General features: G+C 56.3%; 25 protein-coding genes and 1 pseudogene. 16 read left to right on the top strand and 10 right to left on the bottom strand.

Annotation, left to right across the window (positions count from 1 at the left end):
* Positions 1 to 173: 173 nt before the first annotated feature.
* Both AC007G_RS22855 and AC007G_RS22850 read left to right on the top strand, forming a co-directional pair.
* Entirely contained in the window at positions 174 to 1,262 is a 1,089-nt protein-coding gene (locus AC007G_RS22855) for a cellulase family glycosylhydrolase (protein WP_032687623.1), read from the top strand.
* A 45-nt stretch (positions 1,263 to 1,307) separates the two neighbouring features.
* Positions 1,308 to 2,702: an MFS transporter gene (locus tag AC007G_RS22850; RefSeq protein WP_032687624.1), complete on the top strand. Its 1,395-nt coding sequence runs from the start codon at positions 1,308 to 1,310 to the stop codon at positions 2,700 to 2,702.
* A gap of 91 nt (positions 2,703 to 2,793) precedes the next feature.
* On the opposite strand, the gene AC007G_RS22845 is transcribed toward AC007G_RS22850, so the two are convergent.
* From AC007G_RS22845 to marR, 4 genes are all read right to left on the bottom strand, one after another.
* Positions 2,794 to 4,254, bottom strand: coding sequence for a TrkH family potassium uptake protein (locus tag AC007G_RS22845; protein ID WP_032687625.1), 1,461 nt, complete (start codon positions 4,252 to 4,254; stop codon positions 2,794 to 2,796).
* Between the two features lie 182 nt (positions 4,255 to 4,436).
* Positions 4,437 to 4,643, bottom strand: a complete 207-nt coding sequence (marB, locus tag AC007G_RS22840; RefSeq protein WP_032687627.1) for a multiple antibiotic resistance protein MarB — start codon at positions 4,641 to 4,643, stop codon at positions 4,437 to 4,439.
* A gap of 30 nt (positions 4,644 to 4,673) precedes the next feature.
* Entirely contained in the window at positions 4,674 to 5,054 is a 381-nt protein-coding gene (gene marA, locus AC007G_RS22835; RefSeq protein ID WP_004862191.1) for an MDR efflux pump AcrAB transcriptional activator MarA, read from the bottom strand.
* 17 nt (positions 5,055 to 5,071) lie between these two features.
* Complete coding sequence (gene marR / locus AC007G_RS22830; protein WP_004862187.1) at positions 5,072 to 5,506, bottom strand: multiple antibiotic resistance transcriptional regulator MarR; 435 nt, start codon at positions 5,504 to 5,506, stop codon at positions 5,072 to 5,074.
* 240 nt (positions 5,507 to 5,746) lie between these two features.
* Here marR and AC007G_RS22825 point away from each other — a divergent pair, with 240 nt between their 5' ends.
* The gene (locus tag AC007G_RS22825; RefSeq protein WP_032687629.1) at positions 5,747 to 6,415 is read left to right on the top strand and encodes a MarC family NAAT transporter; all 669 of its coding nucleotides are present in this window, start codon (positions 5,747 to 5,749) and stop codon (positions 6,413 to 6,415) included.
* An 89-nt stretch (positions 6,416 to 6,504) separates the two neighbouring features.
* On the opposite strand, the gene AC007G_RS22820 is transcribed toward AC007G_RS22825, so the two are convergent.
* Positions 6,505 to 7,704, bottom strand: a complete 1,200-nt coding sequence (locus tag AC007G_RS22820) for a sugar transporter (protein ID WP_142631045.1) — start codon at positions 7,702 to 7,704, stop codon at positions 6,505 to 6,507.
* A 204-nt stretch (positions 7,705 to 7,908) separates the two neighbouring features.
* On the opposite strand from AC007G_RS22820, the gene AC007G_RS22815 reads away from it, so the two are divergent.
* Both AC007G_RS22815 and AC007G_RS22810 read left to right on the top strand, forming a co-directional pair.
* On the top strand, positions 7,909 to 8,700 hold the full coding sequence (locus tag AC007G_RS22815; protein ID WP_142631063.1) for a PhzF family phenazine biosynthesis protein: 792 nt from the start codon (positions 7,909 to 7,911) through the stop codon (positions 8,698 to 8,700).
* A gap of 9 nt (positions 8,701 to 8,709) precedes the next feature.
* Entirely contained in the window at positions 8,710 to 9,498 is a 789-nt protein-coding gene (locus AC007G_RS22810; RefSeq protein WP_032687631.1) for a PhzF family phenazine biosynthesis protein, read from the top strand.
* A gap of 74 nt (positions 9,499 to 9,572) precedes the next feature.
* Here AC007G_RS22810 and AC007G_RS22805 read toward each other — a convergent pair whose 3' ends face one another.
* A complete protein-coding gene (locus tag AC007G_RS22805; protein WP_142631046.1) occupies positions 9,573 to 10,517 on the bottom strand; it encodes an L-lactate dehydrogenase in 945 nt (314 codons plus the stop codon).
* Positions 10,518 to 10,660: 143 nt separating this feature from the next.
* Between AC007G_RS22805 and AC007G_RS22800 the strand changes: the two genes are divergently transcribed.
* Positions 10,661 to 11,143: a GNAT family N-acetyltransferase gene (locus tag AC007G_RS22800; protein WP_142631047.1), complete on the top strand. Its 483-nt coding sequence runs from the start codon at positions 10,661 to 10,663 to the stop codon at positions 11,141 to 11,143.
* Here the strand turns inward: AC007G_RS22800 and ptrR are convergent.
* On the bottom strand, positions 11,097 to 11,975 hold the full coding sequence (ptrR, locus tag AC007G_RS22795) for a putrescine utilization regulator PtrR (protein WP_032687636.1): 879 nt from the start codon (positions 11,973 to 11,975) through the stop codon (positions 11,097 to 11,099). The genes AC007G_RS22800 and ptrR overlap by 47 nt on opposite strands.
* 118 nt (positions 11,976 to 12,093) lie before the next feature.
* Between ptrR and sad the strand changes: the two genes are divergently transcribed.
* The 7 genes and pseudogenes from sad to AC007G_RS22760 all read left to right on the top strand — a co-directional run bounded on the left by sad (position 12,094) and on the right by AC007G_RS22760 (position 19,288).
* Entirely contained in the window at positions 12,094 to 13,479 is a 1,386-nt protein-coding gene (sad, locus tag AC007G_RS22790; RefSeq protein ID WP_032699805.1) for a succinate-semialdehyde dehydrogenase, read from the top strand.
* A 79-nt stretch (positions 13,480 to 13,558) separates the two neighbouring features.
* Positions 13,559 to 14,485, top strand: coding sequence for a glutaminase B (glsB, locus tag AC007G_RS22785; protein ID WP_032687638.1), 927 nt, complete (start codon positions 13,559 to 13,561; stop codon positions 14,483 to 14,485).
* Positions 14,485 to 14,853 (top strand): DUF4186 domain-containing protein, encoded by a 369-nt coding sequence (locus tag AC007G_RS22780; RefSeq protein WP_032687639.1) that lies wholly within the window; start codon positions 14,485 to 14,487, stop codon positions 14,851 to 14,853. The genes glsB and AC007G_RS22780 overlap by 1 nt, the downstream gene beginning before the upstream one ends.
* Positions 14,854 to 14,965: 112 nt before the next feature.
* Positions 14,966 to 16,386: pseudogene (locus AC007G_RS22775) on the top strand (GGDEF domain-containing protein).
* 81 nt (positions 16,387 to 16,467) lie between these two features.
* Positions 16,468 to 16,992, top strand: coding sequence for a GNAT family N-acetyltransferase (locus tag AC007G_RS22770; RefSeq protein ID WP_142631048.1), 525 nt, complete (start codon positions 16,468 to 16,470; stop codon positions 16,990 to 16,992).
* A 105-nt stretch (positions 16,993 to 17,097) separates the two neighbouring features.
* Entirely contained in the window at positions 17,098 to 18,549 is a 1,452-nt protein-coding gene (locus AC007G_RS22765) for a tagaturonate reductase (RefSeq protein ID WP_142631049.1), read from the top strand.
* A gap of 298 nt (positions 18,550 to 18,847) precedes the next feature.
* Positions 18,848 to 19,288: a GNAT family N-acetyltransferase gene (locus tag AC007G_RS22760; RefSeq protein WP_142631050.1), complete on the top strand. Its 441-nt coding sequence runs from the start codon at positions 18,848 to 18,850 to the stop codon at positions 19,286 to 19,288.
* 294 nt (positions 19,289 to 19,582) lie between these two features.
* On the opposite strand, the gene tam is transcribed toward AC007G_RS22760, so the two are convergent.
* The 3 genes from tam to AC007G_RS22745 form a co-directional block, all read right to left on the bottom strand.
* Entirely contained in the window at positions 19,583 to 20,347 is a 765-nt protein-coding gene (gene tam, locus AC007G_RS22755; RefSeq protein ID WP_142631051.1) for a trans-aconitate 2-methyltransferase, read from the bottom strand.
* 193 nt (positions 20,348 to 20,540) lie between these two features.
* The gene (locus AC007G_RS22750) at positions 20,541 to 20,831 is read right to left on the bottom strand and encodes a hypothetical protein (protein ID WP_004862141.1); all 291 of its coding nucleotides are present in this window, start codon (positions 20,829 to 20,831) and stop codon (positions 20,541 to 20,543) included.
* Between the two features lie 228 nt (positions 20,832 to 21,059).
* Positions 21,060 to 22,250 (bottom strand): MFS transporter, encoded by a 1,191-nt coding sequence (locus tag AC007G_RS22745; protein WP_046852486.1) that lies wholly within the window; start codon positions 22,248 to 22,250, stop codon positions 21,060 to 21,062.
* A gap of 201 nt (positions 22,251 to 22,451) precedes the next feature.
* On the opposite strand from AC007G_RS22745, the gene AC007G_RS22740 reads away from it, so the two are divergent.
* The 3 genes from AC007G_RS22740 (at position 22,452) to AC007G_RS22730 (ending at position 24,186) form a co-directional block, all read left to right on the top strand.
* Entirely contained in the window at positions 22,452 to 22,898 is a 447-nt protein-coding gene (locus tag AC007G_RS22740) for a VOC family protein (RefSeq protein ID WP_032687649.1), read from the top strand.
* Positions 22,895 to 23,440, top strand: a complete 546-nt coding sequence (locus AC007G_RS22735; protein WP_032687651.1) for a GNAT family N-acetyltransferase — start codon at positions 22,895 to 22,897, stop codon at positions 23,438 to 23,440. Before AC007G_RS22740 ends, AC007G_RS22735 begins: the two co-directional genes overlap by 4 nt.
* Positions 23,441 to 23,565: 125 nt before the next feature.
* Positions 23,566 to 24,186 carry a LysE family translocator gene (locus tag AC007G_RS22730; RefSeq protein ID WP_032687653.1) on the top strand — a complete coding sequence of 207 codons (621 nt, stop codon included), beginning with the start codon at positions 23,566 to 23,568 and terminating at the stop codon, positions 24,184 to 24,186.
* Positions 24,187 to 24,201: the final 15 nt, after the last annotated feature.

Genomic DNA, 24,201 nt, shown 5'->3' with positions numbered 1-24,201 from the left:
TCTGGCGTCACCGCATCATACCCTAACTGCTCGCTTACGCGCTGTCGATCACGTTTCTCATTCATCGAAGCGTGAACTTTGTGAAGGCTGTCGCTTTTCTTAGCGTGGTGATTTGCGCATTTATCCCGCAACTAATATTTATTAGCTAAACATTATCAGTAAGAGGACGCGTAATGAAAGAGCAGTGGAGTAAAGCCCAGGCGCAGGCGTGGTATCAGCAGAAAGGGTGGCTGTGCGGGTTTAACTACCTGCCGTCGACGGCAGTGAACTGGACCGATATCTGGCAGCAAGAGACTTTCGATGCCGACACCATCGATCGCGAACTGGGCTGGGCGGCGGCGGCGGGCTACAACACCCTGCGCATCAACCTGCCGTTTATTGTCTGGGAACACGATCGCGACGGCCTGATAGCGCGTATCGACAAGTTTCTGACCATTGCCGACAGCCACGGATTCAGCACCATGCTGACGCTGATGGACGACTGCGGTTTCTCCGGTGATGAGCCCTATCTGGGGCCGCAAAAGCCGCCGGTGCCGGGCAAGCACAACAGCCAGGCGGCCGCGAGCCCGGGGCGCGACAAGGTGTGCGATCCCGACAGCTGGCCGCAGGTTGAGCGCTATATCCGTGACGTTGTCCGCCAGTTCCGCGACGACAAGCGCGTGCTGCTGTGGGATCTGTATAACGAGCCGGGCAACCGCGGCATATTCGCCACCGGCACGCAAGAGGTGCAGTACGACGCGAAGCTGGAAACCTGCGCGCATGAGCTGATGAAGCTGGCGTTCCGCTGGGTGCGTGAAGAGGATCCAACGCAGCCGCTTACCGTCTGCGCGTGGCGTCTACCGGCGGAAGAGGAGGGCGAGACGTTTTATCAACATCCGCTGGATCAGACCGCGCTGGCGTTATCAGACGTGGTGAGCTTCCACGCCTACACCAATACCGGGCGCATGACCGCGATTATCCAGCAGCTGCAGGCGCTTGGGCGGCCAATCTTCTGCACCGAATGGCTGGCCCGCCACGTGGGCAGCACCATCGAAGAGCAACTCCCGCTGATGTACACGGCGAAGATAGCCCCGTATCAGTGGGGACTGGTGCGCGGCAAAACGCAGACCTGGCTGCCGTGGCCGGTGGTGATGAAGGAGTCCGCGGACTACTGCCGCCTCTGGTTCCACGATGTGTTTGAGGAGAACGGGATCCCGTTTTCGCGCGGTGAAATGGCCTTAATGAAGAAACTCCGTAACATCGCCCCGCAAGCTCAGGGCTAATAATATCCACCCGGCGGGCTGCCGCCGGGCAACCAGGTACGCACTATGGCAATGGCAATGAAAATACCGTCTCGTGAGTTGTGGTCTTATTTTGGTTATGGTTTAGGTCAGTGTTTTAGCTTTGGTTTAGTGGGTTCGTTTATTAACTATTTTTACACCGACGTGCTGGGGATCTCAGCGCTGGCGGCGAGTACCATCTTCCTGATTGCCCGCGCGTGGGACGCGGTTCACGATCCGCTGTTTGCCAGCATAATGGACACCATTAACAGCCGCTTCGGCAAGTTTCGTCACTTTTTGCTGATTGCCCCGCTGCTGATCACGGGCGTCACCCTGCTGGCGTTTTATAAAATCGAAGCGGACATGACCACCAAAATTCTCTACGCCGGGGTGACGTACATTCTGTGGGGAACGCTATACGCCATCTCTGATATCCCGTTCTGGTCGATGTCGTCGGTGATGACCAACGACTCCGGGCAGCGCACCCGCGCGGTGACGGCAGCCATGCTGGGGGTCAACGCCGGGATCGCCTGCGCCAATATCTTCTTCCCGAAGCTGGCGGCGTTTTTCGCCCAGTACAGCAACGACAAAGGCTACTTTATGGCGGCGCTGGTGATGATGCTGGTGGGGTTACCGCTGATGCTCAACGGCTTTATGCAGATCAAAGAGCGCGTCCCGCCGAGCCCGGAAAAGGTGACCATACGTGACACCTTCCATAACCTGCGCCAGAACAAGCCACTGTTTATCGTTCTGCTGTCGTTCTTTTTCTGCGTGTTCCACAACGTGGCAGGTGGTCTCTATATCTATTTCTTTATCAACAATATGGGTGACGGCAGTCTGCAGATGGCGATCGGCGTGATGGGGATTATGGCGGCGGTGGTGTGTCTCGTCGCCCCGATGCTGACGCGCAGGATGCAGAAGCGGAAGCTGTTTATGATCCTCTGCGGGCTGGATGTCGCGGTTCGCGTGGTGATGTGGTTTGTTGGATATCAGCACGTGACCATGCTGTTTATTCTGCTTGGCCTGAGTACGCTGTTCGTGATGATGACCAACATCCTCACCTCGTCGATGATTGCCGACACCATCGAGTATGCGGAGTACCACACCCACAAGCGCTGCGCGGCGATCACCTTCTCCGGACAGACCTTTACCGGCAAGATGTCGGTGGCGGTAGGCGGTGGATTAATCGGCGTGTTTCTGACAATGATCGGCTACGTGCCGCAGGCGCAAACCCAGAGTGACGGCGTGCTGTCGGGGTTGTTCTTTGGTATCTGCCTGCTGCCGGCCATTGGTTCGCTGATCCGGCTGGTGTTTATGTCGCGCTTTACCTTTACCGAGGAGAAGCATGCGGAGATCTGTCGACTGCTGGCGGCGCGCCGGCACGAGAAAGAGCCGCAACGTGAGGGCACGGAGAGTCTGGAGCATCCGGCCACGGTGAACTAAAAACTAACGCCTGCATTGCAGGCGTTATGTCTTCTTCTCCGCGCCGGAGCGCGCTCATCTGCCTGGCGAATTGCCTGTCGCCGCTGCCCCGCTAACTACGCCAGAATGTACGCGAAAGCAGAATCAGCAGCGGATAGATTTCCAGTCGCCCCAACAGCATCGCCATACACATCAGATATTTCGAGACATCATTCAGCCCCGCGAAGCCATCGGCGGTGGCACCAAAACCGAGGCCCATGTTATTAATGCAGGCGGCAACCGATGCAAACGACGTCAGCAGATCGTAGCCCTGCAGATTCAACAGCCAGACAAATACGCAGGTCGTGAGGATATACAGGAAGAAGAAGCTCCACACGGAACGCAACACGCGATCGTTGATGATGGCGCTTCCGACCCGGATACTCATGATTGCCCGGGGATGAGCTAATTGATGTACCTCGTGGCGGCTCTGCTTAAAGAGGATCAGAAAACGCAGCGCCTTAATTCCCCCGCAGGTCGAACCGACACAGCCGCCGAAAAAGCTCGCTGACAGCAGCAGCACGATAATATCCGGCGGCCAGGAGGCATAATCCGCCGTCGCCAGACCGTTATCGGTGATCATGGAACTGGTGAGAAAAAAAGCGTGGACGAACGATTTGGGCAGGCTGTACATCCCCGCGCGCCACACTGCGAAAGTGACCACCGCGACCACCAGCGCCACGACCAGGAAAAAGAAATGCATCTCGGTACTGCGGCGAAACGGTTTCAGGCTGCGACGCGCGATAGCCACAAAATAGAGGGTGAAGTTAAGGGCCGAGAGCAGAGAGAATGCCCCGGCCACCAGCTCTATTGCATCGCTCTGGTAGTAGCCGATGCTTTCGGTATGCGTGGAGAACCCTCCCAGCGACACCGTCGATAGCCCGTGGCAAAGGGCATCAAAAAAAGGCATCCCGGCCAGCAAGAAAGCAAGGGTACAGGCGCCCCCCAGCAGCATATAGGTGAGCCACAGGCTCCTGGCGGTATCTGCCAGCCTCGGCGTCAGACGCTCCTCTTTAAACGGTCCTGGCATTTCGGACTGATAAAGCTTCATTCCCCCAATGCCCAGCAGCGGCAACACCGCTACAGCAAGAACGATAACCCCTAAGCCACCGACAAAATTGAGCTGGGCGCGGTAATAGAGGATCGAAACGGGCAGCGAAGAGACGTCATGAAAGACCGATGCCCCGGTGGTGGTAATCCCCGAAACCCCCTCAAACAGGGCGTCGGCTATCGACAGGTGTAGTTCATCATTTAGCCACAGCGGCAAGGCGCTGATGGCGGAAAACAGCAGCCAGAACAGCACGATAATAAGAAAACCATCGCGGGTTTCGAGATTAACCCTGGACTGATGCGTCGCTCGCCAGCAGAGCAAGCCGCCAGAGAAGGCGATAGCAAAGGTCGAAAAAAAGGCAAAAACGCTGCGCTCTTTGGCAAACAGCGCAATCAGCATCGGCGGGATCATGGTCAGGCTGTAGAGCAAAACCAGAAACCCACACAGGTGAAGAACAATTTTGAACCGGGTTGAAATGTACATCAGCGGTCTTAGCGTTTCACGCGCGTAACTACGATGAACAGGGATAAGGAATTATATGATATTTGGGCACAAATTGAGATCAGGGAGTGCAGCAAACGGGACAGACCAGGGGTCGCGACCCGTCGTTGTCAGAGGCGCAAAAAAAAGCCCCGTAAACGGGGCAAAATGCTCGGGTAGTGCAGTTAATTGTAATACGGTACGCCCAGCTCATCCGATTTGTCGCTACCGGCGGCCATATGATTGAAATCAAATGGAGAGTCGTTATGTTCGGAAGGCATAATCATCGCGTCGCGGTGATTGTGGCGAACCGGCGTAGTGGTTTGCTCCGCATAGCTCTGGCTGGAGGCCAGGCCGACCAGGACCATGGCCGCGGTAGCGAATAGTTTCATGATTTCCTCAATACGTCTTGTTGCAGGCGATTAACAGCAGTTGTTTAGTGGCATCAGATAGCGGGATTCACCCGGCATATTGGTCATGCGATATTTGTGCGGCGGAACGTCGAAGTAGTTTTTAAAGGTTCTCGTCAGCGTTTGTTGCGATTCGAAACCGTAGCGCTCTGCCAGGTACAAAATCGGCTCATTGCTCTGCTTGAGTTTTTGCGCGATTTCCGTCAGCTTGCGGCTGCGGATGTACTGACCTAAGGAGTGACCGGTCTCTTTTTTAAACATTCTTTGCAGGTGCCATTTGGAGTAACCAGAACGCTCGGACACTTTTTCCAGCGACAGGGGCGATTCCAGGTTATCTTCAATCCACGACAAAATACTATGGATAGTGATGGCGTCATTATTGCGTCTGGACATCATCTTACCTCTTCTTATTACGGCAGGACTTTTTTGAGTAAATGCTCAAGGTTGACCACTTCATCCGCCGACAGATTTTTTGTTAATTCCTGGTGCAATTTCTGACCCACAACCTGATGACACTGCTCACAAAGGGCCGCACCGTCCGGTGTCAACTGCACCAGTACGCCGCGTTTGTCATTGGGGTTGGGTAACCGTTCAATCCAGCCTTTACAGACCAGACGGTCGAGCATGCGCGTCATTGCGCCTGGGTCGACCGACAGCACGGTTTTCAGCTCAACGGGGGTAATACATACTTCGCAACGAATAGAACAAAGCACCCGAAACTGGGTGGATGTAATATCCATCGGCGAGAGATATTCGTTGAGCAGGCGATCTTTTTTCTGGTTAACCATTTGGATCAAGCGACCGAGAGGGATCATTTCGTTAAACAGATCGCTGGTGTTTTTCACAATGGTTGCCCAGGCAAGTAGTTAATTGCTGCTGATATTATTGCCCAGGCAATAATATGTCAACCTGAGGGATTAGACGATGACACGATTTGCTAAAGCAGACTTCTGACCTGGGATGAAGCGGCGGTGAGGCGGCGCGCCGGCCGGTTGATAAGCGCTGGAATGATATTGACGACCAAAGTTATACTTGCGCGGCAAAACTTTTTTAATAGTGAAAGATTAACGGGGCCTTAATTCATTATGATTGAACTCTTTCAGGCGATAGGTCTGGGGCTGGTGGTGATTTTACCGCTGGCGAACCCGCTGACGACCGTTGCGTTGTTCCTCGGGCTGGCTGGCAACATGAACAACGAGGAGCGCAACAAACAATCGCTGATGGCCTCGGTGTACGTATTCATCATCCTGATGGTTGCCTGGTATGCCGGTCAGGTGGTGATGAGCACCTTCGGCATCTCTATCCCTGGCCTGCGCATTGCCGGTGGATTGATTGTAGCCTTCATCGGTTTTCGCATGCTCTTCCCGCAGCAGAAATCGCATGACTCGATGGAAGCGAAGATCAAATCCGAAGAGCTGGTGGATGAACCGACGGCCAATATCGCGTTTGTGCCGCTGGCAATGCCGAGCACCGCCGGGCCAGGGACCATCGCCATGCTGATCAGTACGGCATCGACGGTGAAGCATGGCGTCGATTTTCCCGACTGGGTGGTACTGACCGCGCCGCCGATTATCTTTGCCCTGGTCGGGATTATCCTCTGGGGCTGCCTGCGCAGTTCCGGGGCAATCATGCGTCTGGTGGGGAAAGGGGGAATCGAAGCGATTTCGCGCCTGATGGGCTTTCTGCTGGTCTGCATGGGCGTACAGTTTATTATCAACGGCGTGCTGGAAATCATTACTCACTACCACGCCTGATAACGCCCCGTCGCCTGACTGGCGACCCGCGAATAAAAAAGCCTGCCGATGGAACAACCGGCAGGCTTTTTTTTCTTTCGTCACCCCGTTCAGGAGTGGTGAGGCTGATGATCGTCCAGCGACACCGGCCAGCGGCGGAATATCATGATTGACCACACCAGCGCCACCAGCGCCGGAAGCGCCCCGACATAGCCGATCGAGGCCATTGAAAGATGCGTACTGACCTGGCCGCCGACCAGCGCGCCCGCGCCGATACCAATATTAAAGATCCCCGAAAACAGCGACATCGCCACGTCGGTGGCATCCGGCGCCAGCGCCAGAACCTTCACCTGCATCCCCAGACCAATAATCATGATAGCGATGCCCCAGAAGATGCTTAACACCATCAGGTGATGAGCGTTTTGCGATGCCGGCAACAGCAGCAGCAGGCTGACCAGCAGCAGGCCAATGGCGATGCTAATCAGTCCGGAAGCATGCTGGTTGCCCAGTTTACCAAACAGCACGCTGCCGATGATTCCTGCGCCGCCAAGGATCAGCAGCAGCACGGTGGCAAAATTACCGCTCATACCGGCTACCGTCTGCACAAACGGCTCAATATAGCTGTAGGCGGTGTAATGCGCGGTCACCACAATGACGGTCAGCAGATAGATGCTCAACAGCGCCGGGCGACGGAACAGTACCGGCAGGCTTTTCAGCGAACCGGAATGCTCGCTAGGCAGTTTGGGCAGCAGCTTAAACAGGCACACCAGCGTCACCAGCGCCCCCAGGCCGATCGCCAGGAAGGTGGTCCGCCAGCCAAAGTACTGCCCGATGATGCGGCCGATAGGAATGCCGAATACCATCGCCAGCGCGGTGCCGGTTGCAATCAGACTCAGCGCCTGCGCACGTTTGCCCGGTGGCGCCAGACGTATTGCGAGTGCAGAAGTTATCGACCAGAAGACCGCATGCGCAAAGGCGATACCGATGCGGCTGATCACCAGAACGTTAAAGCTCCAGGCAAAGAACGACAGCACGTGGCTGGCAATAAACAGAATGAACAGGCCGATCAGCAGGCGGCGGCGCTCCATCTGGCTGGTCAGCAGCATAAACGGCAGCGACATTAACGCGACCACCCACGCATAGATGGTCAGCATCATGCCCACCTGAGCGGTTTCCATGCCGAAGCTGTCGGCAATGTCGGACAGCAGACCGACCGGAGCGAATTCAGTGGTGTTAAAAATGAAAGCGGCGATCGCAAGCGTGACTACCCGAAGCCACGCGACCCTGCGTGAAACCGTGTTTGTAATCATAGGTTCTGAGCTGGTTACTAAAGAGGAAGAAGAGGTCTCGATCTTAAAACGATTGCTGGTGAAAATACAATCGTTTTGTGATCTGGATCTCACTATGGCATCTGGCGGCATTTATAAGCTAACGGATTCATTTTTATATAGATCGTGTACATGGCACGCTTTTATGTCATGTTGAAGAAAAGTAAAAACAGGAAGAGTTGTATGATGCAGGAAATTGATTTTTACCTGGTTGATGCCTTCAGCGATCGCAATTTTGGCGGTAATGCTGCCGCGGTGTGCCCACTCACCGAATGGTTACCGGACGACACGCTGCTGAGTATGGCGCAGCAGCACAACCAGTCTGAGACCGCCTTTTTTGTCCGCACCGATGAGGGTTATGAGCTGCGTTGGTTCACCACGCTGCATGAGATTAACCTCTGCGGCCACGCCACGCTGGCCTCGGCGCACATTATCTTTGAATATCTCGACCATCCTTCCACCACTGTGGTGTTCAGTACCCGTTTTGTGGGGGAACTGAGGGTCACGCGTAATGGCGACTGGCTGACGTTAGACTTCCCGGCGTGGCAAACCACCCCGCTTATCGCGCCGCCGCCGGAGCTGCTTGCCGGGCTTGGGCTGGACAAGGCCGTAGAGATTCGCGAGGGGCGGGATTACCTGGTGATCCTCGAAAATCGTCAGCAGGTGGAAGCCGTGCGGCCGAATATGTCGTTGCTTGAGCTCACGGGCAAAATGATCTGCGTCAGCGCCGCCGATGATGAATATGATTTCGTCAGCCGCTTTTTCTGTCCGGGCGAGGGGGTTGTTGAAGACCCGGTGACCGGCTCGGCGCACAGTATGCTGATCCCCTACTGGGGGGAAAAACTGGCCAAAACGACCATGCAGGCGCGACAGGTCTCCGCCCGCGGTGGCGATCTGCGATGCCAGTGGCATGGCGATCGGGTGCTGATTGGCGGGCAGGCGACCACGTACATGACAGGCACCATTACGCTACGCTAAGGAGATACGGTGAAAGAGATCCCCATGTATCTGGTTTCTGCGTTCAGTGAGCGGCCTTTTGCCGGTAACCCGGCGGCGGTCTGCCTGCTGGACGCGTGGCTGGCGGATGATATTTTGCTTAAAATGGCGCAGCAGCATAATCAGTCTGAAACCGCCTTCGTGGTGCGCGAGGGAGAGTCGTTCTCCCTACGTTGGTTCACCACCCGCAATGAAGTGAACCTCTGTGGTCACGCCACTCTCGCCAGCGCACACGTCATTTTTCATCATCTCGACTTCCCTCATGCGGCGATTCATTTTGCGACCGCCTCCGGTCGCCTGACCGTGAGCCGGGAAGGGGACTGGCTGACCCTGGATTTTCCGGCCTGTGCCACGCAAGAGAGTACTCCGCCTGCGGCCCTGCTCGCCGGATTAGGCATTGAGCGGTACGTGAGCGCCCGCCGTGGCCGGGCATGGCTTATCGAGCTGGCCAGTCGCGAGGAGGTTGCCGCCGTGCGCCCGACTATCGCGGCAATGACGCCCGGTGAGCATAAGGTGACGATTACCGCACCCGGCGATGGCGAGTATGACTTTGTCAGCCGTTTTTTCTCCCCGGGAGAAGCGGTCTGGGAGGATCCGGTCACCGGTTCGGCGCATACCATGCTGATCCCGTTCTGGAGCGCCAGGCTCGGAAAAAGCAAGATGCTGGCCCGGCAGATATCGCCGCGCGGCGGCGATATTCGCTGTGAGCTGAAGGGCGATCGCGTGCTGATGGCCGGCCAGGCGGTGACCTGGCTGCAGGGGAGAATTTTGCTACGCTGAATCTATCCCGACCGCCGCTAGCCGTGAGAGCGGGATGCCCGCGTAAAGCGGGCGTCAACGCAAGGGAAGCGGGTTTACGCGAGACGGGCGATATTGGCTTTAATCACCTCAACAGAGTGGCGGAATTGCGCCGCCTCATCCTCGGCTAATTGCAGTTCAATAATCTGCTGAACGCCGCTCTGCGCCAGGACCGCCGGTACGCCGACCGCGACATCATCCATACCGTATTCGCCGTCAAGAATGCACGAGATAGCCAGCGCGCGATGGCTGCCGGTGAATATATTGCGACAGATCTCGGCGATGGTGCCGGCGACGCCGTACTCCGTGCATCCTTTCCCGGCGTAAATTTCAAAGCCAAGGGTGCGAACCTTCTCTGCGATCTGCTGGCGATCCAGTTGCTGACCGGTATGTTTCAGGTAAACATCGGCAATCGGAGAACCGTAAACCGACGAGTGCGACCAGACCGGAAACTGGGTATCGCCATGTTCGCCGAGAATAAAAGCGTCAATGCTCTGGGCGCCAATATCGAGTGCCTGGGCGAGTACCCGTCGCAAGCGGGTAGTATCCAGCCAGACGCCGGTGCCTATCACCTGGCTGCGCGGGAGTCCGGACAGCTTCCAGACCTGCCAGGTAATAATATCGCAGGGGTTGGTGGCCACCAGAAAGATACCGTTGAAGCCGTTGCCCATCATCGGTGGAACGATACTGTTCACGATGTTGGCCGTGGCGTTCAGCTCGTCAAGGCGACTCTGGCCTTGTTTCAGCGCTCCGCCGGAAACGGTAATCACCGCGATATCGACATCGGCACACTCGCTGATGTCCCGCGTTGAAATGGTCATCATTCCCGGCATATAGGCGGCTGCATCGCTCAGATCCTGAGCATGCGCCTGTGCTCTGGCCGTATCGAGGTCCACAAGGATCAACTCCTCGCAGATCGTCTGGTTTAACAATGCGTAGGCCGCCGACGTGCCGACATTGCCGGCACCGATAATCATTACCTTGCGTGCTTTGGTATTCATGGTTCATTCCCGATATCAAGCGTCATGGCATAAAATTACTGCGGTTCAATCGCTTAGCGCAAGCGGCTGCGGGTTGTATAAGTTAAAACTATGAGAACAGGGGTATGCGCTGCGCTACAGTAGGCGAAAAAAGGAGCTCGCCTATGTATACCATCGCCACGACAGCCATAACCGATCCGGATCTGACGGCGCTGATTGCCCGCCTGGATGCATATCAGGAATCCCTCTATCCGGCCGAGAGCAACCACCTCGTTGATTTGAGCCAGCTGGCGGAGGAGTCGGTGATTGTGCTGCTGATCCGCGATGTCCAACATCAGGCGGTCGGTTGCGGGGCGATTGTGCTCGGCCACGATGGGGTTGGGGAAATGAAGCGGGTGTTTATCGACCCGGAGCATCGCGGGCAAAAGCTGGGCGAACGGCTGCTGGAGGCGCTGGAAACGGAAGCGCTGCGCCGGGACTGCCATACCGTGCGGCTGGAGACCGGAATCTATCAGCAGGCGGCGGTCAGATTGTATACCCGCTGGGGTTATCAGACCCGCAGCGCCTTCGCACCGTATCAACCCGACCCGCTGAGCCTGTTTATGGAGAAACTGCTCGTTGCCGATCTTCGTTCAGCTGCGCTATAAACGCTTCCAGCTGACGGGTTTTCGCCCCGCGTCGCCAGACCAGCCAGGTCGTCAGCCAGCGCCACTCTTCGGCCAGCGGCCAGGCCGACACCTGATGATGGCCGGGCATACTCTCCAGCATACTGCGCGGGATCAGCGCCAGTCCGGCGCCGGCAATGACGCAGGCCAGCATCCCGTGATAGGACTCCATTTCATGGATCCGCCCTGGCGTTGCCCGGTCGGCGTGGAACCAGCTTTCAAAATGGCGGCGATAGGAACAGTTGGCGCGAAAGGCGTAGACGTTGCTGCCGTTCACCTCGCTGGCGCGGGTAATCGGCGGATGGCCGAAGGGCGCCACAATCATCATCTCTTCCGGAAAGACCGGTAACCCCTCAAGGCCTGGATGGACCAGCGGCCCGTCGACAAATGCGGCGCTTAAAGTGCCTTCCAGTACGCCATCAATCATCGTCCCGGACGGGCCGGTAGAGAGCGCGAGATGGATTTTCGGATAGCGCTGGTTATAAAGCGCCAGCGTCGATGGAATGCGAACCGCGGCGGTACTCTCCAGCGAACCCAGCGAAAACAGCCCCTGCGGCTCATCTCCGGCGACCACCATTCGGGCTTCATCGACCAGCGCGAGGATCTGCTGGCTGTAGCGCAAAAAGCTGTGTCCCGCCGGCGAAAGGCGCAGGCGCTGGTTCTCACGAATAAACAGCTCGACGCCGAGGTCGGCCTCCAGCTGGCGAATACGGGTCGTCAGGTTTGACGGGACGCGGTGCACCTTCTGCGCGGCCTGGGTAATGCTGCCGGTGCTGGCGACGGCGTTAAACATCTCAAGCTGGGTCAGGTCCATAGTGTTCTTCTTTTGTGAATAGGTTGCTTAATATTATTCATTTTCAATGAAAGGAAGGGTAAGCCAGAATGAGGTCAATTCGCAATCAACATTGGTCATCAACAGAGAGAGCATAACGATGAATTTATCTGCAACTCACGCGGTTTCCGTCAACCCGGCCACGGGAGAAAGGGTATCGTCTCTGCCCTGGGCGAGCGAACAAGAGGTGGATTCGGCGATTGCGCTTGCTGAGCAGGGTTATCGTCAGTGGCGTACCGTCAGTCTTGAACAGCGCGCCGATGCTCTGCGTAAAGTCGGTAACGCGCTGCGCGCCCGCGCCGAAGAGATGGCGCAAATGATCAGCCTTGAGATGGGCAAACCGATCGCCCAGGCGCGTGGTGAAGTGACGAAATCCGCGAATCTCTGCGACTGGTATGCGGAACACGGCCCGGCCATGCTGGCGACCGAAGCCACCCAGGTGGAAAATAACAATGCGGTGATTGAGTACCGTCCGCTGGGCGCGATTCTCGCCATTATGCCGTGGAACTTCCCGCTGTGGCAGGTTCTGCGCGGCGCGGTGCCGATTCTGCTGGCGGGGAATAGCTATCTGTTGAAACATGCGCCGAACGTGATGGGCAGCGCGGCGTTGATTGGCGAGATCTTCAATCAGGCAGGGTTGCCGGCTGGCGTATTTGGCTGGGTTAACGCGACGAATGATGGTGTTTCCCGGATGATCGACGATTCGCGTATTGCCGCGGTGACGGTAACCGGCAGCGTGCGCGCCGGCAAGGCGATTGGCGCCCAGGCCGGCGCGGCGTTGAAGAAATGCGTTCTTGAACTGGGCGGTTCCGATCCGTTTATCGTCCTGAATGATGCCGACCTCGATGAAGCGGTAAAAGCCGCGGTGATTGGCCGCTATCAAAATACCGGGCAGGTTTGCGCCGCCGCGAAGCGCTTTATCGTTGAGGCCGGGATTGCCGAGGCCTTCAGCAAAAAATTTGTTGCCGCGGTTGAAGCGCTGAAGATGGGCGATCCGCGTGATGAGGCCAATTACCTCGGGCCGATGGCGCGTTTCGATCTGCGTGATGAGCTGCATCAACAGGTGACGGCGACGCTGGCTGAAGGGGCGACCCTGCTGCTCGGGGCGGAGAAAATCGCCGGGCCGGGCAACTACTATGCGCCAACGGTACTGGGCAACGTGACCCCGGAGATGACCGGATTCCGCCAGGAGCTGTTTGGCCCGGTGGCGACTATTACCGTGGCGCGAGACGCAGCCCATGCGCTGACGCTGGCCAATGACAGCGAATTCGGTCTGTCGGCGACCGTGTTTACCGCCAGCGTCGATGAAGCCGGACGTTTTTCTCGCGAGCTGGAGTGCGGTGGCGTCTTTATCAACGGTTACAGCGCCAGCGATGCGCGCGTGGCGTTTGGCGGGGTGAAGAAGAGCGGCTTTGGTCGCGAGCTGTCCCACTTTGGCCTGCATGAGTTCTGTAACGTCCAGACCGTATGGAAAGACCGTCGCTAACGGAAGTCGCACCTGACGATCGTCGCCGTGCTCTGCTATACTCGCAGCCCGAATTTTGACGGCGGGCAAGGAGCCGGGTGTGGCGACGGTCATCAATAATGCAATGCTGGAGACGATTCTGGCAGAAATCAGGCCGCTGATTGGGCGTGGCAAAGTGGCGGATTATATTCCGGCGCTGGCAAGCGTAAGCGGCAATAAGCTTGGCGTGGCGATTTGCACGGTAGAGGGTCAACACTATTCTGCCGGCGATGCCCACGAACGTTTTTCTATTCAGTCCATCTCTAAAGTGCTGAGCCTGGTGGTGGCGATGAACCACTATCAGGAGGATGAAATCTGGCAACGGGTGGGGAAAGATCCTTCCGGACAGCCGTTCAATTCGTTATTACAGCTGGAAATCGAGCAGGGCAAACCGCGCAACCCCTTTATTAATGCCGGCGCGTTGGTGGTCTGCGATATGTTGCAAAGCCGGCTGAGCGCGCCGCGGCAGAGAATGCTGGAAATCGTGCGTCGTCTGAGTGGGGTGACGGATATCGCGTATGATCCGCTGGTGGCGCGTTCGGAGTTCGAACATTCGGCACGCAATGCCGCGATCGCATGGCTGATGAAATCGTTCGGCAACTTCCATAATGATGTCGCGACGGTTCTGCAAAACTATTTTCACTACTGCTCGCTGGAAATGAGCTGTGTCGAACTGGCGCGCACGTTTCTGTTTCTCGCCGATCGCGGGGTGGCTCCGCATCTGGATACCCCGGTGATTGCCCCGATCCAGTCGCGGCAGGTGAATGCCTTAATGATGACCAGCGGGATGTATCAGAACGCCGGCGAGTTTGCCTGGCGCGTCGGACTGCCGGCAAAATCTGGCGTAGGCGGTGGTATTGTCGCTATTGTCCCGCAGGAGATGGCTATCGCGGTGTGGAGTCCGGAGCTGGATGCGGCCGGTAACTCGCTGGCGGGAACCGCGGTACTGGAAAAACTCACCCAACGCCTGGGAAGGTCGGTATTCTGATGGTGAACATGGATTATTTATTTGCCCGTCTCCAGCGTTCGACCTTTCGTTCCCGCTTTCATCTTGGCAGTAAAGAGCGGCAGTATTGTGTCGATAAAGGGCCGGAGACCATCGACCAGCACGCGGCGGATTTTATTGCCCGCCGTCTGGCGCCGGCGCATATTGCGAATGACGGTAAACAGACGCCGATGCGCGGGCATCCGGTGTTTATCGCCCAGCATGCCACCGCCACCTGCTGTCGTGGCTGTCTGGCGAAGTGGCATGATATTCCCGCCGGTCGCGAACTGACAGACCGCGAGCAGCACTATGTGGTGCAGGTTATCCATCGCTGGCTGGTTATCCAGATGAATTTATCCGGCCCTCAATAATGCGCATTTATCCGTCATGGGTATGCTGGATAAATATTCTCATGTTATGATAATCCGCTAACTAATTATTAACATAATAATTGCCTGAAACAATTAGACGGATAATCACTGAATGTCTTCACTGTCGATTCGGTTATTCACGCTGTTTCGTGAGGAACATCCCGTGCGTGACGCGCTGGTGTTATTCACCATAACGTTGTTGCTCCATTTTTTCGGTGCCATGCTGCGTCTGGTCCAGGAACTGTCCTTTTTCTGGCCGCTGAATGCCGTGATGGTCGGGATCTTCGCCCGCTATGTCTGGCTCAATCGTAGCTATTTTTATGCCACCTGTTTTGTGGCGATGATGGTCTACGACGGCCTGACCTCACGCTGGGGGATGGGCTTTGCCTCGCTGCTGATTAATTTCTCGAATATTGTCTTTATCGTCAGCCTGGCGCAGCTGCTGCTGTGGGATAAGCGACGGACTGATTCCATGCCGGGCCCGATCAATGTGCTGAATTTGTTCTGTTACTGCCTGCTGGCGGCTTTCCTGAGCGCCGCCGTGGGGACGCTTGGCTCGATGGATGTAGAGCGGGAGACATTTATCTCTCTGCTGGCCGATTGGTTTAGCGAACAGTTCTCGACGGCGGTGCTGATCCTGCCGTTTATCCTGACGGTGACGATCCCTTCGACGTTAAGCGGTTTCCGCTGGAGTCAGCTGCTGCCGGTCATGGTGCTGGTGTTGTCCATTATTCTTGGCGTCGCCGTAGGGGGCGCCGAAAGTATCACCTTCCCGCTGCCTGCGCTGATCTGGTGTGCGATTCGTTATCCGCTGCCGTTGACCTGTCTGCTGACTTTCCTCACCGGCATCGGTGAGATCCTGCTGGTCGCGAACGCATTAATTCATCTCTCTCCCGATGCGCATCTGCAGCCATGGCAGCTGTTCTCGACCCGCCTTGGCATTGCGGCGATGTTAATCAGCCCGGTGATTGTTGCCTCCAGCGTTGACGCGATTAATAACCTGGTGAAACAGCTGGCGCTGCGGGCTGATTTTGATTTCCAGACGCGGGTTTACTCGCGTTCCGGTCTGAGCGAGGCGCTGAAGCGTCAACCGCAATCAGCAACGCAGCAGCTTACCGTGATGTTGCTGGATATCGATGGCTTTAAGCGAGTGAATGATAGCTGGGGCCACGAGTGCGGAGATTGCGTGCTGGCTCAGTTCGCCCAACGGGTGCGGGATCTGGTGGGCGAGCAGGGGCTGGTGGCGCGCATTGGCGGGGAGGAGTTTGCCGTCGCCATGTTGAGCGCAGGCCGCAGGAGGGTCAGCTGCTGGCTGAGAAAATTCGCCAGGGCGTGGCGGCGCAAACCTTTGTCTGGGGGCCGCACAAGATCAAACTGACCCTCAGCATGGGGCTGGAGTGTCGTCCGGTCGGCGGCGGACGGATCACCGAGCTGTTTAATCAACTGCTGATGGCTGCCGATGACTATCTTATTAATGCGAAGCAAGCCGGACGCAATCGGATTTGCACCCCGACGCTGGCGGAGAATCAGTAATAAGAAAACGGAATGACAATTCCGCTTGTGTTAAATATAAGTTAAAAACATAGTGATGTGGTCAATTTCATGGAGTGACCAATGACCACATCCTTTTCTCTTCGTACGCTTTCGCGTGCTGATATTCTCGAAAACCTTTCCCCACTGAGCGATATTTTGGCCGATTGCGTTAACAGCGGCGCCTCCGTCAGCTTTATGCTGCCTTTTTCGTTGCAAACGGCGCGAACGTTCTGGCTGCGCATCGCCGAAAGCGTGGCGGCCGGGGAGCGCCTCGTGCTGGTGGCCGAACAGGCCGGGCAGATTGTCGGCACGGTACAATTAGTCATCGATCAACCGGAAAACCAGCCTCATCGCGCCGACGTGGCAAAACTTTTGGTTCACCAAAATGCGCGACGGCAGGGGCTGGCTAATGCGCTGATGAACTACCTGGAGCAGCTTGCCCGCGAGCAGGGCAAGTCGGTACTGGTGCTTGATACGGCCACCGGCAGTGGCGCGGAACGCTTCTATGTCCAGTACGGCTGGGAAAAAGCCGGGGAAATTCCGCGTTATGCCTTAATGCCGGACGGAACGATGACGGCGACCTCACTGTTCTATAAGATCCTGTAATAACAGAGTCAGGTTTGATCAAAACACGGTTTTACTCTTAGAAAAGCTGTTAAGTTATTACACCAATTACTCAGGTTGTATGACCACTCTACGAGGGAACCTATTGTGAAAACATTAAACCGTCGTGATTTTCCCGGCGCGCAGTACCCTGAACGCATTATCCAGTTCGGTGAAGGTAATTTTCTTCGGGCATTTGTCGACTGGCAACTTGATCTGCTGAATGAGCATACCGACCTGAACGCCGGCGTGGTGATCGTTCGTCCCATAGAAAGCGCGTTTCCCCCGTCGTTGAGCACGCAGGATGGACTGTACACCACCATTATCCGCGGTTTGAACGAACGGGGTGAAGCGGTCAGCGATGCGCGTCTGATCCGTTCGGTAAACCGGGAAATCAGCGTTTACGCGGATTACGACGCCTTCCTTCAGCTGGCTCATAACCCGGATATGCGGTTTGTGTTTTCCAATACGACCGAAGCCGGCATCAGCTATCACCCAGGCGATCGATTTGAAGATGCGCCGGCAGTGAGCTACCCGGCAAAACTGACCCGTCTGCTATACGAACGTTACAGCCATTTCGCCGGCGCGGCGGATAAAGGCTGGATCATCATTCCTTGCGAACTGATCGATTATAATGGCGAGGCGCTGCGCGAGCTGGTGCTGCGCTATGCTCATGAATGGGCGCTGCCGGCGGCATTTATTACCTGGCTGCAGGAGGCAAATGCGTTCTGCTCGACGCTGGTGGACCGTATCGTCACCGGCTACCCGCGTGATGAAGCGGGGGCTATCGAAGCGCAGCTGGGTTACAAAGACGGTTTCCTCGCCACCGCCGAACACTTCTATCTGTTTGTTATCCAGGGACCCAAATCGCTGGCCGCTGAACTGCGACTGGATAAATTGCCACTTAATGTCCTGATTGTTGATGATATTAAGCCGTACAAAGAGCGGAAAGTGGCGATTCTTAACGGCGCACATACCGCGTTGGTGCCGGTTGCCTACCAGGCAGGGCTGGATACCGTTGGCGAAGCGATGGACGACCCGGAGATTTGTGCGTTCGTTGAGAAAGCGATTTATGCAGAGATTATTCCGGTGCTCGATCTGCCGCGCGCGGAACTGGAGTCTTTTGCCAGCGCGGTGACAGGGCGTTTTCGCAATCCGTATATCAAACATCAGCTGCTCTCCATTGCGCTGAACGGCATGACCAAATTCCGCACCCGCATTCTGCCGCAGCTGCTGGCAGGGCAGGAGAAATCAGGTAAACTACCGGCGCGTCTGACGTTTGCGCTGGCGGCGTTGATTGCGTTCTATCGCGCGGAGCGCGATGGCGAAACTTATCCGGTGCAGGATGACGCCGAATGGATAACCCGTTTCCAGACGCTGTGGGCGCAGCATCGCGATGCGCAGATCGGCACCCGCGAACTGGTGAAAGCGGTGCTATCGGTGACCTCCCATTGGGAGCAGGACCTGACCCAGGTTAATGGTCTGGTTGAACAGGTGACGCGGGATCTTGACGCGATCCTGCTACGCGGAATGCGTGAAGCGGTGAAGCCGTTGTGCTGATCTAAACATCGTTGATAAAAGGTGACCCGGCCACGGCCGGGTTATTGATTCACTCATTTTAGTTACAACATACAATAACCGTGAATCAAAAAGCAGACCGTGCAGTTCTGTCACTCCTTCAGGGGCAATCGTTAAACAGCGGAAAGGGGGCTTACAGATAAAGACGAATAAGGGCAAATTGTGCCCCTGCCGCTTGAAGAAATTTTAGGCCAGGAAAATAATGGGTTATCGTAACGGCAAAAGTGTACATCGATCGCCCGCGTAACCGGTGCAGTTTGGGCATCAGGAGAGATAATCAATGGTTGTTGATATTCGTGAGATCTGTGGGCAAGACAAATCACAATGGCTGCAGCTTTGGCAAGGCTATACCTCTTTTTATGGCAGCCCGCAGCCGGACGATGTCACGGAATATACCTGGCAGCGGTTACTGGACCACAGCTCGCCGGTTCTGGGGCGTGTGGCGGTGGTTGACGATCGCGTGGTGGGATTCGCAATATGCGTTCTCCATGAAGGGACCTGGGTGAAAACCCCGGTTTGCTATCTGGAAGACTTGTTCGTCGATCCGCAGGTCCGCGGCCGCGGCATTGCCCGGCAATTGATGCAGGCGCTACGAGCCGAAGCCAAAGAGCAAGGATGGTCGCGCCTTTACTGGCATACGCAGGCCGACAATCCGGCCCGTCGACTGTATGACGAATTTACTCCCGCTGATGATTACGTGCGTTATCGCATCACCTGTTAAAACGGGTTAAAAGAAAAGCCGTTGTTCAGCGTCGCCTGGCGGCTGAAAATAACTCAGGAGAATCAAAAATGGAAAAACGTATCGAGACCGCCATTAACCTGATTATGTTTCTTTCGCTGCTGGCCACCGCGTGGGATCTCTCTCTGGTGCACCATCTTTCCTGGTAACGCAGCTGCGACGCCGGATGAGTTGCCGGTCAATGAGTAAAAACGCGTAATGCCAGAAGCCGGTCATGACAACAACCAAAACGACGCTGACGCCCGGTGACCGCTATATCACCGGGCGTCTCTGTCATCAGATATGAGCTTTGCGCTGCGCGACGATAAACAGGCGCGGGAACAGGAGCAGAACCTTTCCGTTACACTGTAACGGATAGTGTTGCTGCAACAGCGCCAGATAACGATTGAGAAAAGCCTCCCGCTGTCCGGCGTCGAGCGGTTGCAGGTAGGGGCGAAGCCCCGTGGATTGCAGCCAGTCGATAATCGCCTGGTGCGACTCCAGCGGGTGGTAATAGGTCGTTCGCCAGATATCCACCTCACAGCCGCAGGCGGTAAGAATATCGTAATACGCCTGTGCCCCCGGCAGCGGATGACGCCCGCTCTCCGGGAACCCCATTTCTTGCGCCACCTGACGCATCAGCTTATGAGAAGGTTCCTGCCAGTTGTCCGGCATTTGTACCGCCAGCAAGCCGTTATCCGCCAGCCGATTGACCAACTGCGGAAACAGGGTTTCATGATCCGTCAACCACTGGAGCGACGCGTTCGCATAGAGAAGATCCGCGGGCCGTTCGGGTTGATACTGGCGAATATCGGCGGCAACGAACCGGCAGTTTGGCAGCGCCCGGGCGGCGTCATCGAGCATTGCCGGCGAACTGTCGACGCCGATAAGCGTCGCTTCCGGCCAGGCATGATGAAGCAACGCGGTGCTGTTACCGGGACCGCAGCCCAGATCGACGGCAAATGTGACGGGATGCTGTGCGATACGGGCGATCAATTCAGCGGCGGGGCGCGTACGTTCAGCGCCAAACTTCAGATACAGAGAGGGATTCCAGTCGGCCATGGGTGACTCCGGATGAGATAGACGCATTCACCAGCATAAAGGGCAATGCCGTCGGATCAAATGTCTTTCGAACGGGATGAGGGAATGGCGACTATTTTTGTGACAATGTCACGCACGTGCGGTGGATAGGATAGAGGTCAGAGTGTACTCGTGGATGATGCCGGGGAGCCCGGCATGTGCAAGGTGCAGGCGGTTAATCGCTCTCCTTGAGCGCTTCGGCGCGTTTTGCCGTGGCATAGACGAAATCCAGCATCGGCTCCAGATCGGTGTCATATCCGGCCTGGATAATTTTACCGCGTAGCCATTCGATTTCGCTGGTGATATCCGGGTGGAAGATATTGTTGTCCTGAGCTTTGCGCAGCCATTTCAGCAGGAAATTGTTCTTTCCTCTGATTCCACCCGATTTTTTTGATTTTCCATGAATTTTCAGCGCGACTAAGATGCAGTAATAGAAATGAACGCGCTGATTAAAGCTTTGATGCATTTGCGTATTTCCCGCCAGGCTCAAGAACTCACCGTCGTGGTCAGTGATTCGGATTGGGTTACGTCACGGGCCGGATCTTTTATTACGCGATCTCTGTTATGCCACCCGCCACGTCAGTGCGTCTGTAACCAGACGTGACAAGGATGTTGGCACGGATGCGGAATCACAGTCAATTATTGATTAGTTTTTTACCGGTCCCGGTAACCTGCGGCTACCGGAGATCGTCGCTCATACGTGGCGCACCCCGACGCGTTGCTGCAGGTAGACACGAAAAATCAGCAGGAAGGCCAGCACGACGACCACCGCGGCCAACAGATAAATCGTATCCAGAGCATAATACCCGGCGACCCAGCCAGCGACGGGACCGGTCAAACCCAGCGCTAGATCGAGAAAGGCCGAATAGGTTCCCAGCGCCGTTCCCTGGTTTTGTTCTTCAACCTGTCTGACCGCTTCCACGCCCAGCGCCGGGAATACCAAAGAGAAACCAGAGCCGGTCAGCAGTGCGCCGAGGCCGGCTATCCATGCGGAAGGCGCGAGCCAGATAATCACCAGACCGAGACATTCGACCACGAAGCAGACCAGAGAGACGCGAACGCCGCCATAGCGGGTAATCATATTACCCGCCACCAGGCGAACACAGATAAACCCGGCGCTGAACAGCGAAAGGGTAAATGCCGCGCCTTGCCAGCGATGTGCGGAAAAGTAGAGCGTGATAAAGGTCGCGATAACCCCGAACCCCACGGTCCCCAGGGCCAGACCCAGACCATAAGGCCAGATTTTGCGTACCACCACGTGGAACGGCGCCCGGATACCGGCGGTGACGCTGACATCCTGGCGCGTACGGGCAAAGAGCAGGCCAATCAGAGCCACCAGAACGACCACCGTGGCAAAACCGCTGATACCAAACTCGCTATTCAGCATCACACCGAGCGGCGCGCCTACCGCCATCGCCACATAGGTGGCCACGCCATTCCACGAGATCACTCGCGAAGTATGTATTGCCCCCACGGTTTTAATTCCCCACAGCGTTGCCCCCGTCGCGGTAAAGCTTTCACCGACGCCGAGAAAAATACGGCCAATCAGCAAAGCGCTAATCGCCAGCAGCGGCACCGATTGCAGCGCCACGGCACCGAGCGTGAACAGCCCGCTCAACAGACAGCAGACGATCCCAAGACTGACGACTTTTTTCGGTCCCCAAATATCCGTATAGCGCCCGGCGTGCGGACGGCTGAACAGCGTAGAGATATATTGCAGGCTGATAACAACACCGGCAATCAGCGTACTGTATCCCAGCTGGTAATGGATATATCCCGGCAAGACGGCGAGCGGCAGGCCGATGGAGAGATAGCAGATACAGGTAAAAACAACGATCGAGATAATGCGCAGATTAAGCTGAGTATTACTGACTGAAGAGGTCATAACATCATGGTATTTCAAACGAAGGTGTGAGCAGCATAGCGCAGACCCGGTCATCCGGACGAGCACAGGATGCGTTTTTCCGCTGTTTTAGCCAAACCCACCAAAATTAGCGTCGGGACAAGACGAATCTGTGCAAGTCTGCGTATTCAATGTATAAATTTTCTACCGGCTCTGTTTCTGTGCTCATCGTCAGGAGGGAAGATGGCAAAAGATTTCACCGATATCGCCGTGCTGTTTGTCGCAGGATTCGGCCCCATCACGCAAAACACCGCGCTGAGCCATGCCTTTTATGGCGAGACGTTAGGTTTACCTTTGCAACGGATGGCGGGTAACGAGGACTATCTGCTGACCGGGCAGGATGCGCTGGCGGGAGTGAAACATTTTGCCCTCTGGCCGCTGGCCCAGGCGGCGACCTCCTGCTTTGGCAGCGAAGAGTGGCCGGCAGATCTGCCCGTTCCCCAGGCGTGGATTGAATTTGAAGTGCGCGACATTCAGGTCGCCACCGATGTGCTGATTGCCAAAGGATACCGGCTGCTGATTGCCAACCGCGAAGAACCCTGGGGTCAGACAGTCAGCCGACTGCTCAGCCCGGAAGGACTGCTGACGGGCGTCACCATTACGCCATGGCTCCGCGAGGAGGCTCCGTGAAAGCGCCACTCTTAACCACCGACAGGCTGCGGCTGGTCCCACTGGTCAAAGACGATGCGCCGCAGATTCAGGCGGTGTTTCCGCAATGGGAAATCGTGCGTCATCTGGCGGCCAGTTTTCCGTGGCCGTTCCCGGATGACGGGGCGTCTCGCTATGTGAACACGATTGCTTTACCGGCTGCCGAAAAGGGTAGCGCCTGGTTCTGGACGATTCGCCGCCAGGCCGCCCCGGAGCAGCTTATCGGCCTGATTACGCTCTCCGACCAGGCGGATAACAATCGCGGGTTCTGGCTGGATCCGGCCTGGCAGCGCCAGGGGCTCATGACCGAAGCCTGCCGCTGCGTGACCGATTTCTGGTTTAACACGCTCCATCGGGAGGTGCTGCGTGCGCCAAAAGCCCGCGACAACGAGGGGTCGCGGAAAATCTCGATGAACAGCGGCATGCGCCTGATTCGCGTAGAGAAACAGCAGTTTACCGCGGGCATGCTGGATGCGGAATTGTGGGAAATCACCCGGGATGAGTGGAACCGCCTGGTGCGCTGAAAAACGGTGCGCCCCGTGACCACATGGTTACAGGCTATGGCGAAACGCCATCACGCTAAGGCCGCCGTTATTTGATTGCCTGGGCGGGTCGTTTTCCATAGAATCAGCTCTTTCGGAGAGAGAACATGTCCGTTACCGATGCACTTCTGGCTTACTCCTTAGCCGCGTTACTTCTGACTTTAACCCCCGGCCTTGATACCGCGCTCATCCTTCGCACCTCAACCGTGGAAGGGGGTAAAAAAGCCTTTCAGGCGGCCCTGGGTATCGATACCGGTTGCTTTATCTGGGGCGCGATCGTCGCTTTTGGCTTAGGCGCGTTGCTTGCCGCATCGGAAGTGGCCTATAACATCCTGAAATGGTGCGGGGCAGCCTATTTATGCTGGCTCGGCTTTCAGCTTCTGCTTCGTCCACGTCAGGCCTTTGATACGCACCAGCCTGCCGCGCCGTCTACCAGCAACTGGTTTTTAAAAGGAATGCTCGGCAACGTATTGAATCCGAAAATGGGGGTGTTTTATGTCTCCTTTTTGCCGCAGTTTATCCCGGCAGGGCACTCGCCGATCATCTGGACCTTCCTGCTGGTCGCCATCCATGTGTTAATCGGTACGCTGTGGTCATTAACCCTGATCCTGGCAACCCGTTACGCCTCCGGATTGCTCAAAAAGCCGCGCTTTATCCAATGGATGGATCGCGCCACCGGCGGGGTATTTATGCTCTTTGCCGCCAGACTGGCACTCAGTCACCGCTAACCGTTACGGGGGCTG

Source organism: Klebsiella sp. CSG-1 (assembly GCF_056521145.1).
The sequence above is the reverse complement of the archived record's forward strand: the minus strand, read 5'-3'. Positions and strand labels throughout refer to the sequence as shown.

Coding starts and splice junctions, on each gene's coding strand:
- AC007G_RS22855 (WP_032687623.1), top strand. CDS start 174: ATGAAAGAGCAGTGGAGTAAAGCCCAGGCGCAGGCGTGGTATCAGCAG.
- AC007G_RS22850 (WP_032687624.1), top strand. CDS start 1,308: ATGGCAATGGCAATGAAAATACCGTCTCGTGAGTTGTGGTCTTATTTT.
- AC007G_RS22845 (WP_032687625.1), bottom strand. CDS start 4,254: ATGTACATTTCAACCCGGTTCAAAATTGTTCTTCACCTGTGTGGGTTT.
- marB (WP_032687627.1), bottom strand. CDS start 4,643: ATGAAACTATTCGCTACCGCGGCCATGGTCCTGGTCGGCCTGGCCTCC.
- marA (WP_004862191.1), bottom strand. CDS start 5,054: ATGTCCAGACGCAATAATGACGCCATCACTATCCATAGTATTTTGTCG.
- AC007G_RS22825 (WP_032687629.1), top strand. CDS start 5,747: ATGATTGAACTCTTTCAGGCGATAGGTCTGGGGCTGGTGGTGATTTTA.
- AC007G_RS22820 (WP_142631045.1), bottom strand. CDS start 7,704: ATGATTACAAACACGGTTTCACGCAGGGTCGCGTGGCTTCGGGTAGTC.
- AC007G_RS22815 (WP_142631063.1), top strand. CDS start 7,909: ATGCAGGAAATTGATTTTTACCTGGTTGATGCCTTCAGCGATCGCAAT.
- AC007G_RS22805 (WP_142631046.1), bottom strand. CDS start 10,517: ATGAATACCAAAGCACGCAAGGTAATGATTATCGGTGCCGGCAATGTC.
- AC007G_RS22800 (WP_142631047.1), top strand. CDS start 10,661: ATGTATACCATCGCCACGACAGCCATAACCGATCCGGATCTGACGGCG.
- ptrR (WP_032687636.1), bottom strand. CDS start 11,975: ATGGACCTGACCCAGCTTGAGATGTTTAACGCCGTCGCCAGCACCGGC.
- sad (WP_032699805.1), top strand. CDS start 12,094: ATGAATTTATCTGCAACTCACGCGGTTTCCGTCAACCCGGCCACGGGA.
- AC007G_RS22780 (WP_032687639.1), top strand. CDS start 14,485: ATGGTGAACATGGATTATTTATTTGCCCGTCTCCAGCGTTCGACCTTT.
- AC007G_RS22770 (WP_142631048.1), top strand. CDS start 16,468: ATGACCACATCCTTTTCTCTTCGTACGCTTTCGCGTGCTGATATTCTC.
- AC007G_RS22760 (WP_142631050.1), top strand. CDS start 18,848: ATGGTTGTTGATATTCGTGAGATCTGTGGGCAAGACAAATCACAATGG.
- tam (WP_142631051.1), bottom strand. CDS start 20,347: ATGGCCGACTGGAATCCCTCTCTGTATCTGAAGTTTGGCGCTGAACGT.
- AC007G_RS22750 (WP_004862141.1), bottom strand. CDS start 20,831: ATGCATCAAAGCTTTAATCAGCGCGTTCATTTCTATTACTGCATCTTA.
- AC007G_RS22745 (WP_046852486.1), bottom strand. CDS start 22,250: ATGACCTCTTCAGTCAGTAATACTCAGCTTAATCTGCGCATTATCTCG.
- AC007G_RS22740 (WP_032687649.1), top strand. CDS start 22,452: ATGGCAAAAGATTTCACCGATATCGCCGTGCTGTTTGTCGCAGGATTC.
- AC007G_RS22730 (WP_032687653.1), top strand. CDS start 23,566: ATGTCCGTTACCGATGCACTTCTGGCTTACTCCTTAGCCGCGTTACTT.